Raw genomic sequence first — 12403 nt, forward strand, 5'->3', positions numbered from 1 at the left:
TATTCCCTGATAGCTCAGTTGGTAGAGCACTCGACTGTTAATCGAGTTGTCACAGGTTCGAGTCCTGTTCGGGGAGCCATTTTCAAAAATTATCGAGTTGGCTGAAAGAACATGATTGTAAATTATGTAGGTGATACAAGCACCTTGAGGGTATTAAGTACCTTTCTCTCATCAACTTGGATTTCATTGTGGCCCGTTGGTCAAGCGGTTAAGACACCTCCCTTTCACGGAGGTAACAGGGGTTCGATTCCCCTACGGGTCACCATCTATATACGGAGGCTTAGCTCAGCTGGGAGAGCATCTGCCTTACAAGCAGAGGGTCGGGGGTTCGAACCCCTCAGCCTCCACCATTGAAACAAATGAATACTTTTTAATTGACGCGGGGTGGAGCAGCTCGGTAGCTCGTCGGGCTCATAACCCGAAGGCCGCAGGTTCAAATCCTGCCCCCGCAATTGCAATACTTTAAGTGTGGAGCCGTGGTGTAGAGGCCTAACATGCCTGCCTGTCACGCAGGAGACCGCGGGTTCGAATCCCGTCGGCTCCGCCATTTAATTTGTTTCATCTCTGTTTAAGAGCCATTAGCTCAGTTGGTAGAGCACCTGACTTTTAATCAGGGTGTCGAAGGTTCGAGTCCTTCATGGCTCACCATGTTATTATTTATTGTTGCGGACGTGGCTCAGCGGTAGAGCATCGCCTTGCCAAGGCGAGGGTCGCGGGTTCGATTCCCGTCGTCCGCTCCATATATTTGCGCCCTTAGCTCAGCTGGATAGAGCGTTTGACTACGAATCAAAAGGCCGGGAGTTCGAATCTCTCAGGGCGCGCCATTATTTCTTCTAAGGATTAAGAAGAACTAACAAGAAAATATGTTTTATATGCCGGCGTGGCGGAATGGCAGACGCGCTCGACTCAAAATCGAGAGGGAAACCGTGGAGGTTCGAGTCCTCTCGCCGGTATACATGAAAAGGGTTATAAAGTTGCTTATCTAAGCGATTTTATAACCCTTTTCTCTTTGTATATATTTCATACTTTCAAGGAGTAACAGAAGTAAAATCACATGGAGAGCTATATAAAACATGTGATGACAGGATGTAGTGTAGAAAACAACGCTCTCATTGTAGATTTGTAGCATTATACATCCAAATAACGAATGATAAAATATAATTAAAGCGCTTTCAATATAAAATATTATATAAGGGGGTACATGGATGAAATTATCCGTGAAAAAGTGGGTATCTGGTGGGTTAGCTGCAATACTGATATCCACGTCAGTTTTTTTAGATTCTGGGGAGGCATTAGCTGCCATTACCCAACCAGATGTGAATCCTGTAACAGAAGTGTATTTAAGTAACGGTATTACGACGACCGTTCAAACTGGTTTGTCGACTGGTAATGCAAATGGCATTCCTTATGTCGTTAACAAGATTTCAGTGGGAGGAACTGTTAACTTTGATAGGGGTGCAAAATCCGCAACCGATCTCATTGCACTGGAGGAATTAGGTGGGTTAGAAACTTATTCAGGAACCCCAGCTGTTGCTAGCAGAGCTACGTATTTCCCGAAGGGAATCTGGATAAATGGTTCGACTGCTCTAGATGGGATGATCTCGATCGCGTATACTTTGAACCAGAAATATTCTAGGTTCAAAGCTATTGTCGGTCCTGATGCCTATACTTATACAAATAAGGATTTACCGACCAAACTGCAATTTCAAGTGCTTGGAGATAACGATATTGTTCTTTGGGATAGTAATACTCAAGTTCCAGAGGGGATGAACACCAAAGCGGATGGTACCGCTAAGAATTTAAACATCGATATTGATATTTCTAATGTGAACAAGCTTACATTACGAATGACAAGTCTTGAAATTAAGAGTAAGGATGGCAATTGGGCAATGGCGCGCGTTGTGAAGAAGTCAGATACAGCGGCAGAGGTAGCCGATACAGTTGTGTCGATGGAGAACCCTGTTGAAGGCGCGACTTCTCTAAAACTACCATCAGTGCCTACTGGATATACGATCGCAATCAAGAGCTCAGATAAGCCCGACGTGATCCATACAGATGGTTCTATCAAGCCGGCGAATACAATTACTAATGTGAACTTGATTCTTACTGTTACGAAGGAATCAGATGGAACGCAAGCGGATACTGCAAATATTACCGTTAATGTTCCAGCAGATAGGACTGCACAAGTTGTTGCGGATGGCATCAAGAGTGTGTCGCAGCCTATTAGAGGACAAACTATTTTACCACTTCCGGTTGTTCCTGAAGGATTTACAATAAAAATCCTGACCTCATCGAATGAAGCGGTTATACCTCTAGACAGTCAGATTTTCCCTGTATTCGATACTACTACAAATGTTACGCTTGTCTATGAGGTAACCCACGTAGCGAGCGGAAGCAAAGCAAATACAGCACAAATTCTTGTAACGGTTCCACCACTACCTGACGTCGTAGTTGTGGACAAATCAAATTTACTGAGAGTGCTCGACACGGCCAGATCGACTTATGCAAATTCGCAGGAAGGCACGGAAATAGGGCAATATCCAGCCGGTTCTAGATCGGCATTGCAAGCAGCCATCACTTCTGCTGAAACGTTGTATGCTAATACAAGTACAACCCAAGCCCAGGTTGATTCCGAGACTACAGACTTGAATCAGGCGTTATCGAGTTTCCTTGCTTTAGTCGTAAGAGATCCGAGTCTATCTCTTAAGACTTTGCAGCTAACAACCGATAAATCCACACTTAATCTGGACGGCAAGGCCGTTCTACAATTAAGTGGCACTCTTGAGAACGGTTCTCCTGCAGATATGAGCCAGGCGACAATTCAATATTCCACTAGCAATTCTAATGTGATCTCTTCCATTACGAAGTTAGAATCAGGAGCTGCAGAAGCTCGCGGAGGAACGAAGCTGACGTCCGCAGGTCAAGCTGTTGTTACAGCTACTGTTACGCTGAACGGAACGACTAAGATGGCAACGGTGGATCTAACGGTCCTTTTTAAGGCAGATCGTCAGTCCGTTCATCCGTATAATCAAACGCTAGTAACCAAGATGTTTATGGCAGCGAATAACGGAAACGTAAGTTTAAACTTTGAACAAGGAATGGAAGTTATTAAGAAAGCAGACCAGTTGACAAGAGGCATTCCGAAGATTGTTTATCTAGTCGGATGGCAGTTCAACGGCCATGATACGGGTTATCCTGCTCTCAACGTTGTTAATCCGAAATTGAAACGTCCTCAGGACGAGAAAGCGGAAGACAGTTTGATATGGTTGATGAAGGAGGCACGCAAGTATAATACGACGGTTAGCTTGCATATTAATATGCTGGATGCCGCCGATAGCAGCCCGCTATGGCAGACTTATCTAGACCATGATGTCATTGCTAAGGAATTGGACGGAAGCTTGCGCACTTACGTATGGGGTTATCCTATCAGCTATACTCGCGAGTGGGATGAAGGACTGACCACCCAGCGTATCGATCAATTGTTGGAATTGTTGCCGATTTCTGAAGCAGGTACAATTCATATTGATGCCTTACATCAGAATATCCCCAATAAAGAGGCCGGATTTATTAGTCCCTATCACGGAATAACCTCTCAGCAAGAAGCGGAGACAGTCAAAAAGGTGATCCGATATTGGAATTCAAAAGGCGTTGATGTCACAAGCGAGTTTGACAAAAACTATCGTGTTGATCCACTGATCGGCTTACAGCCAATGGCTTGGCACGTCCGCTTCAGTGCATCGGAACAGCTTAAAGTCCCTTCTTCCTTGTATGTCGGAGGAGATAGCGGAGATGTACGATTCGGACAAAGTATGTTAGGGGAAGGCAGAATCAAGGTCGATCCCAATAATCTAACTGGATATCTTGGTGATTTCGCTTTGAATACACTCCCTTGGTATTACTTGAACCGACTTGAACGACTGTCGGATTCTGGTGGAGTCGTTACATTTTCCAATAATGTGACCAGTTCCAATGTTAGTAGCGTTCCAGTTATCAAACAAGGAGACCGGTTCCTCCGCCAGGGAAATGACGTGTTCATCCCAGTGTTATGGAACGAGAATATTAAGAAGGAAATCATCGCATACAGCGGTAACGGATATACGAATAAAACGTGGGTTCTGCCTGACGATTGGACGGGTACGCAGGCTGTAGATGTATACGCAATCGGTCTCAATGGACTTGATTTGATTGAAAGTAAGTCGGTTACGAACAACAGTGTAAATTTATCGCTTGAGGCTGGACAAGGGGTATCCATCTTTTCGGCAACTTTACCCGCCATAACGCCTGAGGAAGTGGCATCCGCTATCAAGGCTATACAAGCACCAAAGGAAGGAGATTCTTACTTGACCCTTCCAAAGGTTCCAGCAGGCTTTGGTATATCGATTAAGAGCTCGGATAAACCAGATGTTATTGGATTGGATGGAAAGATAACACCACAGCCAACAGTTACAACTGTAAATCTCGTATTATCGGTCAAAAGATTATACGACAATTTAGCAGTAGACACGACAGTGAATGGGTTACCGGTTATCGTTCCCGCTATTGTGCCAACAACTAATCTAATACCTAATGTAAGTATGTCATCCCGATCTGTCTCATTCTATGGTACTAATGTTTTGCTGTTGCAAACACAGCTTTCCAATCCTACCTGGACAGTGAAGAATGTGGATGGCACAGCGACCACGACCGCTAAAGTTAATAGTCGTGGACAGATTTCCTTTACGGATAACGGGACTTATATCGTAAATGCGCAATCCGGTTCCTCTGAGGAGAAATTAACCGTGAAAATCAATGCAATTGAGAATTTAACCAATTTGACATTGAATGGTAATGGGAACGGAGTAGCTTTTGGATCGATTGCTGGGGGGAACTATCCCCCAACGAACGTTTTTGATGGAAATCTAACGACGTTCTATGAACACAACAATAGCGAAGCATACGTCGGTTGGGACTTTGGTAGCGCCAAAGTAATTAACATGTTGAAGTTCTACCCGCGTAATAACCAGTTGAGTCGAATTAAAGATGCAAAATTCCAGGGTTCAAATTCATTAAGCGGCAACTACGTCGACTTGTATGTGAATATCGAACAACCAGCTTCAACTGAATGGATCACCCTCGCATTTGATAACCAAACGGCATATCGTTACTACCGTTGGATGGGGGCGGATACAACGCGTGCTAACGTTGCTGATCTGCAGATGTATACTAACATGGTTAAGACTTTGCAGTATACACCGGGTGGAACTGAACGGGTTGCTGAGGATATCGATTTCATTCTTTCGCCTGAGGCGAATGCAATCTTGTTGACGCTTCCAGCCGTACCAGAAGGATTTACTGTAGCGATCAAATCTTCTGATAAACCATCGATAATTTCGACGAATGGAACGATTAACGTTCCCAGCAAAAATACGGCTGTACAACTTGTTCTGTCGGTAACTAATACAGTAGACGGAACAACGGCATACACAGAGCCATTATTGGTTAATGTTCCAGCGGTTCCGGGTGTGTATGTTATCACCGCAAACGCAGGCAGCAACGGAACCATTAGCCCGAGTGGAAGCATTACAGTATCAGAAGGTGATAATGCTAACTTCTTGTTAACACCAGATGTCAATTATGAGATTGACCAAATAACGGTAGATGATGAAGTAACGACCGTTACAGGAGCGACATACGTATTTATGAACATTATGAGAAATCATTCGATTTCCGTTACGTTCAAGGAGCAAACGGAGCCCGTAACGACTTACAGCATCGCAGCAAGTGCGGGGGAGCACGGAACGATTAGTCCGAGCGGAAGCATTTCTGTAAGGGAAGGTGATAATGCTATCTTCTTGTTAACGCCAGATACCAATTATGAGGTTGACCAAATAACGGTAGATGATGAAGCGGTGAGCGTTACCGGAGCGACGTACGAATTCAAGAATGTTACTAGGAATCACTCGATTTCCGTTACGTTCAAGGGACAAAGGGAGCCTGTAACAACTTACACTATCGTAGCAAGTGCGGGCAATCATGGAACGATTAGTCCAAGTGGAAGTATCTCGGTTACCGAAGGTGACAATGCATCCTTCATGATAACGCCGGATACCGGTTATGAGGTTAATAAGGTAACGGTAGATGGTCACAAGGTAACCGTTAGCGGAGGGATGTACGTATTCACGAACGTTACGGGTAATCACACGATGTCTGTTACGTTCAAGTTGAGCGAACAAGGTAGTGATAATGGCAATAACGGCAACAATGGCAGTACCGGCAACGGAGACAACGGTAATAACGGAACGGTCTCTCCGGTGACTAATCCGGATAGCTATGTCGTGAAGCCGGGGGATATTTCCAACCCATCATCAAACGGAATCATTATAATCCAGGTTCCTGACAAGTTTAAGCAAGTTGAATTGCCAGTGAATTTAACTGATCTGATTGGTAATAATCCTCTGGAAATTCAAATGGGTCAATGGACGTTGACCGTACCTTCTAAATTATTGCAAGAGCTTAAGAATGAATTGAAGCAGGAAGAATTGCCAGGTAGCCGAATTATTCTGAATGCTGTTCCGCTAACCAGTTCAGAATCACAGGTACTGCTTGACAAAGGATCTGCTTCCAGTAATGCGAAATTGAAGGTTTCTGGTACAGTGATTAATTTCAGCTTATCTATTGTGACATCGGACGGTAAGGCGATCTCACTGACGAAGTTCGACGAACCTCTTACTATCCGAATTAAAGTAGATCCATCCATGAATTTAAAACTGACCGCTATCTACTATATTACCGATGATGGAACGCTGGAATATATCGGTGGACGGTATGAGAACGGAGAGATGGTAGCCGAAATTCATCATTTTAGTAAATATGCAGTTATTGAATTTAGAAAAACATTCATTGATGTTCCATCCCAACACTGGGCTGAGGATGCCATTCAACAATTAGCATCGAAGAACATAATCAACGGAACAAGTGAAACCACATTCGAGCCGATGCGCACAGTTACCAGAGCTGAATTTACAGCGATGCTCGTCAAAGCGTTGAACTTGACGGCACAAGGAGATCGGGTGTTCGCCGATGTAGCAAGCGGTGCTTGGTATACCGATGTCGTTTCTAAAGCAGTCAATGCTGGAATCGTTAAGGGCAAGAGCGAGGGTTTATTCGATCCGAATGGGCAAATTACGCGAGAAGAAATGGTAACGATGATCATGAGAGCATATGCCGTAATTTATGGCACCTCAAATCATGGAACCGAAAATTGGTTTTTTAAAGATGAGGCGAAAATATCTTCATGGGCGATGGAGTACGTCAGAGCAGCGGCTGCACTGCAATTGATCAGCGGACGTGAGCCAGGACGATTTGTACCAGATGGAATTTCAACTCGTGCGGAAGCGGCTATCCTTGTGAATCGATTATTACAAAACTAAGTCAAATAGTAGGATGAGAAGGTGGGGGATCCAGATTGACCCACCTTTTCATGCAATTGTTGGGGTATTATTCTGACGATCGTAGCCTCTATCCCACTAGCTAATGTGGACAATGAGAAAAGTCCTTGATCTCTGTTATCAGAGTTCCAAGGACTTTTCGTTTACTTCATGATTATTTCGAAGCTTTATACTTATCTAAGAACTCTTTCACTTTAGCTGGATCGGCTACAACTTCGTTGCCGGTTTTGACTAATGGGCTGACGGTGGATACAGCTTTGATCTTGTTGTTGTTATAGAATTGTAGGATCTCATCTTGATTGATTGAATAAAGTACCGCTTTTCTTAGATCCTCACTCTTGGCAACATCACGGTTGCTCGTGTTGAAGAGTAGGTAAGAGACAGCATTACTTTCAATACTTTGTAGCTTCAGTTTGCTGTCGCTTTGGATTGTTTCGTACTTTGTTTCTGGAACGCCATAGTATAGGTGGATTTCACTACTACGTAGCGCAGAGAGTGCACTATCCGCATCTGCAATGAAGCGTACCTTCACCGTTGAAATGTTTGCTTCATCTGAAGTGCCTTTACGGTAGCCTGGGTTTTTTAAGAAAATACCTTCATAATCATTCTTTGAAGATAAGATGTATGGACCGCTGGCATATAAAGTATTGTTGTATTGCTTACCTTCAGTTATCGTATTTTGATCGCCGTATGGAATATCTTTGTTAACGTCGAACGTAGCAACATCATACGTATTAATGCTTTCTACTTGTTTTTTGGATACAATGCCTGCAGATTGGTGAGCCAAATAGTTAAGAACTTGTGGGAAAGGTTCGGTCGTTGTCAATTTAACAACCTGATATTTACCCGCCTTGTTGTCAGCTTGGGTCTTGTCAGTTACTAGTTCGTTTATCTTCGTATCTAACCCCGCTTCGAGGGCTTCCTTGATAGTTCCACTACCGGAGGATTGTTTGATTCCGTCTAAAGATGCGATATCAGTTACAAGTTCGACTGTTTTAATATGCTCGTGCAGACTGTATGTCCGGTGATCGGGTACTGAGTTTTTATCTTTAGCTCTATCGAGTGAGAATATAACGTCATCAGCACCTACGCGCTCGCCAGTATCTACAGCTTTTTTATTGTCAATTTTGGCGAAGTTGATGTCGTCTCTGAGAATAAAGTAGTATTCTGAGTTTCCTTCAGCAATAGTGTGATTATAGGATAGGGAGCCATCGGAAGTGATTTTGTCATCATCCGTAAGATTAATTAAACGCACATACATATTGGTATTGAGTTGGTTAATAGATCCGTCATTGCCCTTAATTGGGTCCAAGGAAGTTAGAACAGAAGCAGCTTGAGTCAAAATAAGCGGATCTGTATTCCGTTTGGACGTATCATTAAAGTCAATGTCCTCCCAAGCAAGTGCGCGGGATTTAGAAAGTCTAACCGAATCGACATTGAGGATGTCTTTATTCACAGCTTGGCTTTTCAAAGAAATATAAAGTGGGGCAATGTAGGCTTTGTCGAAAACAAGACGTTGCTCCAATTGTTTGTACGTTTCTGTGTACTTTTCTGGGCTTTCTGTTGCAGCTTGATCGATCAAGTTGTCGATCTCAGAATCGGCTAGAATACTGTAGTCACCGCCTGTTTTGAAGAGCGATCTTACAGCGTAATCGGGATTACCAGTTACTGTTGTCCATCCGGAATGGGCAATATCAAAGTTACCTGCATCTTCTTGAGCTTTGAAACTACCGTAATCTGGCTGGATATTCAATTTAACATTAAAACCATTTTTGGTTAGTTGGTCTCGGATAATATTAAGATCTGATTCACTTGCACTCATTCCCAATAGTTCAATATCAACAGGGGATTGATCTGTAACGGTTTCTGTTGGAGCCGGTTCATTCGTTTTATCTGCTACATCCGTTTTTGTCTTCACGGAGCATCCACTTGCCACTAGGACAAAGGTAAGTAATAGAACAAGCAAAGAACTTTTTTTCATGATTGGTTCCTCCCAAAATCTTATATTTTTATAATGAATTCATTCTTTGCTTACTTTTACGATCTAGAAGACCCGCATCGGCAAAGGTAGAATGAAAGCTAACCGTTAAGCAGTAGAACTAACCTAATTTGGGATCTAGAGCATCCCGAAGACCATCACCAAGAAAGTTAAAAGATAGGACCAGAGCGATTATTGCTAGACCCGGGTAGATGGCCATATAAGAATGAGTTTCCAGATAAGTGCTTCCGAGCTTCAGAATGTTCCCCCACTCTGGGATATGAGGCTCGACCCCAAGGCCAAGGAAACTAAGACTACTCGTAGAAATTACGGCGGCACCTATCGTTAAGGTCGACTTGACGATCATCGGAGCGAGTGAATTTGGAACAATGTGTTTGAAAATTATCGCGGAGTCTCTTGAACCGAATGCCCTAGCGGCATCAACATATTCAAAGGTAGAAACCAGCAGCACATTAGCTCTCATCGTTCTCGCATAGGTAGGGATAGCACCAACGCTCAGTGCCACGATCAGGTTGACTGTGTTAGCCCCAAAAGCGGCAATAATAGCTATAGCTAACAGAATGCCTGGAACGGCGTATAGTATATCTAGAAACCGCATGATGATGTTGTCAGTATGACGTCCGTAATATCCAGATACCGCCCCAAGGATTCCTCCGATCACGACGGGAATAGCAGTAGAGACGATTCCGACAATTAAGGAAGTACGTGCTCCAAATACGATACGTGAAAATAAGCATCGGCCAAAGTTATCTGTTCCGAGTGGATAAGCTAAGCTAGGGTGCAAAAGTATGGCTCCATAATTGTTCTCGGTGGCCATGGCGTAATCAAAGGTAAGAAGGCTACAAACGGATATAGAGAATAGAAAGATAATAAAGAACAGGCCAATCATTGCCGTTGTATTCTGGGTGAGCTTCTCCCAAATACTTTCCCATTTTGCTGTAGCTGGATTTCCGTTGTTACGGATTTTAAAGAGTAAATTCAGTCCAAGCAATAATGCAAAGATATTACCGGTAATTGAGGTTAGAATAAGTAAACAAGCAATCCATATCATGAAAGGTGCAACCTTATTGCCTTGTACATATTTGGCTACAAGCAATAAAGCTATGAAGTGAAATATCGTGATAATCACTAAACTGAACATGGATGGTAAAAAAGTGTCTGAGACATAAGGTTTAAACAAATTGAGTGCAGATACGGCAATCACAAATATCCCAGTAAGAAGTGTATAAACGGCTAAAGTATATTCGGGATTTTTTTGTCTTTTGACCAGATGGAATGCCGAAGTAACAATAAACAAGTTTCCTGTTAGAATGCTTAGCAATTGAACATAACCAAGGGATCGTGTAGACCTTGCAATATCTCCGTGACGAAGAATATCTCTTCTGATCTTTAGGGTTAAAAAAAACTGTGTTATAGTGAACAATGCATATGCTGAAAAAGCGAGAAATACATAAGGCTTAACTGCATTAGCAGAGAAATCATAGCTACTTAGCAGTAGAATAACAGACAAGGCCAGAGAGACAACCCACGCAAAGAAGGCCTTACTGTATTCCTGAGAAGTTTTTAAGTTTGTCTTGATCATATCTACACCTGCTTTAGTATTGTTTCATCTTGGTTCTAATTCTTGGATCGAAAAATGCGTATAGAACATCGATAATGACATTGATTATTGAAATCGTAATTGCGGTATAGATAACTCCGCCCATAATGCTTGGAATATCGGGTATAAATTGTTTGTCTACGATATAGCTACCAAGTCCGCTTATGTTGAAGACCTTCTCCGTCACGGCCGAACCACCCAGCATACCACCGAATTGTAAGCCGATAACGGTGATGATCGGGATAATGGCATTACGGATTGCGTGCTTCAGTAAAACTTGACGTTTGCTAAGACCTTTGGCTGTGGCAGTAATAATGTAGTCTTCATTGATGACTTCTAACATGGATGATCGCGTCATCCTAGCAACCGACGCCGTAAGTCCAGTTCCCAAAACGATGGTTGGCATAATAATGGAGAGCCAGTTTTGCGGATTAAAGGTAGCGGGTAACCAATGCAGCTTAATTGAGAAATTCAGTATAAAGATGAGCCCTTGCCAGAAGCTAGGTATAGATAAACCGATCAGTGCGATAAACATAAATGTATAGTCCCAAAAAGAATTACGTTTGGTCGCCGAAATAATCCCAACGGGTATGGCGATCAACATGGCCATGATTAACGAGATGACGGTTAAAGTAAGCGTTATTGGAAACTTCCTGGCGATGGTTGTCGTGACTTCTTCATTGCCGGCGAACGATTTGCCCAAATCGAAAGTGAAGATTCCCTTCAAGTTGTTCCACAATTGAGCTAGATAGGACTGATCGAGTCCATATATTTTATTGAAGTTTGCTATTTGCTCGTCAGTAGCCGTTTGGCCAAGAATGTTCGCAGCAGGGTTCATCGGCGATAGATGCAAAATTGTAAATACTAGAACCGATACGCCCAATATTACGAATAAGGTCATTACTAGTCTTTCAAACACATATTTCAGGTAAGGCCTGCTATACAAAAATATCAGGATATACATGAGAATTCCGGGAATAAATGAAATGATTAAAAATGACGGATGATTAATTAATGATTCAAAAGTACCGGAGAAGTTCAACCTACGCTGCTGGTTTAGCTGCAGTTTACGATTAGTTACTTCATCTATCTTCTCTTGGAACATAGCTTCTGTCATTTTTTTAGCCTGGCGTTCCGTTTTCTCCTGACTCCGTATTTGTCCAAAAAATTGATGTTTTCGTTGTAACTGCTCTAGTGTCTCTACCTCTAACTTATCTTTATATCCTGACTCGAGAAGTTCGTTTCTTGTCTCATCTAGGAGGGAGTAGTAAGTGTCTTTTTTTCTCCGATATAAGTAAAAGAACAGAACAACGAGATTTATTGGAGCTCCCAATAGAAGCAAGAAATACTTATAGGAAGGATTCAATAGCATTTTGG

Annotated in this window: 4 protein-coding genes and 9 tRNA genes; 10 read left to right on the top strand and 3 right to left on the bottom strand. The window is 42.8% G+C overall.

Annotation, left to right across the window (positions count from 1 at the left end):
- Positions 1-3: 3 nt before the first annotated feature.
- The 10 genes from EJP82_RS20145 (at position 4) to EJP82_RS20190 (ending at position 7409) form a co-directional block, all read left to right on the top strand.
- Positions 4-79, top strand: a tRNA-Asn gene (locus EJP82_RS20145).
- 111 nt (positions 80-190) lie between these two features.
- Positions 191-265: transfer RNA gene (locus tag EJP82_RS20150), tRNA-Glu, on the top strand.
- Between the two features lie 9 nt (positions 266-274).
- A tRNA-Val gene (locus tag EJP82_RS20155) sits at positions 275-350 on the top strand.
- A gap of 28 nt (positions 351-378) precedes the next feature.
- A tRNA-Met gene (locus tag EJP82_RS20160) sits at positions 379-452 on the top strand.
- Between the two features lie 18 nt (positions 453-470).
- Positions 471-547: transfer RNA gene (locus EJP82_RS20165), tRNA-Asp, on the top strand.
- Positions 548-572: 25 nt separating this feature from the next.
- Positions 573-648, top strand: a tRNA-Lys gene (locus EJP82_RS20170).
- Between the two features lie 17 nt (positions 649-665).
- Positions 666-740, top strand: a tRNA-Gly gene (locus tag EJP82_RS20175).
- Between the two features lie 7 nt (positions 741-747).
- Positions 748-824 (top strand) — tRNA-Arg (locus tag EJP82_RS20180).
- Between the two features lie 50 nt (positions 825-874).
- Positions 875-953 (top strand) — tRNA-Leu (locus EJP82_RS20185).
- Positions 954-1205: 252 nt separating this feature from the next.
- Entirely contained in the window at positions 1206-7409 is a 6204-nt protein-coding gene (locus tag EJP82_RS20190) for an S-layer homology domain-containing protein (RefSeq protein ID WP_127193872.1), read from the top strand.
- Positions 7410-7581: 172 nt separating this feature from the next.
- Here EJP82_RS20190 and EJP82_RS20195 read toward each other — a convergent pair whose 3' ends face one another.
- The 3 genes from EJP82_RS20195 to EJP82_RS20205 all read right to left on the bottom strand — a co-directional run bounded on the left by EJP82_RS20195 (position 7582) and on the right by EJP82_RS20205 (position 12398).
- Positions 7582-9408, bottom strand: coding sequence for an ABC transporter substrate-binding protein (locus tag EJP82_RS20195; RefSeq protein ID WP_127193873.1), 1827 nt, complete (start codon positions 9406-9408; stop codon positions 7582-7584).
- 118 nt (positions 9409-9526) lie between these two features.
- Positions 9527-11008 (bottom strand): ABC transporter permease, encoded by a 1482-nt coding sequence (locus EJP82_RS20200; protein WP_127193874.1) that lies wholly within the window; start codon positions 11006-11008, stop codon positions 9527-9529.
- Positions 11009-11021: 13 nt separating this feature from the next.
- Positions 11022-12398: an ABC transporter permease gene (locus EJP82_RS20205; protein WP_127193931.1), complete on the bottom strand. Its 1377-nt coding sequence runs from the start codon at positions 12396-12398 to the stop codon at positions 11022-11024.
- Positions 12399-12403: the final 5 nt, after the last annotated feature.

Source organism: Paenibacillus anaericanus (genome assembly GCF_003994475.1).
Taxonomy (GTDB): domain Bacteria; phylum Bacillota; class Bacilli; order Paenibacillales; family Paenibacillaceae; genus Fontibacillus; species Fontibacillus anaericanus.

What these genes read in the sequence shown, in the direction of transcription:
- EJP82_RS20190 (WP_127193872.1), top strand. Translation starts at nt 1,206, where the DNA reads ATGAAATTATCCGTGAAAAAGTGGGTATCTGGTGGGTTAGCTGCAATA.
- EJP82_RS20200 (WP_127193874.1), bottom strand. Translation starts at nt 11,008, where the DNA reads ATGATCAAGACAAACTTAAAAACTTCTCAGGAATACAGTAAGGCCTTC.
- EJP82_RS20205 (WP_127193931.1), bottom strand. Translation starts at nt 12,398, where the DNA reads ATGCTATTGAATCCTTCCTATAAGTATTTCTTGCTTCTATTGGGAGCT.
- EJP82_RS20195 (WP_127193873.1), bottom strand. Translation starts at nt 9,408, where the DNA reads ATGAAAAAAAGTTCTTTGCTTGTTCTATTACTTACCTTTGTCCTAGTG.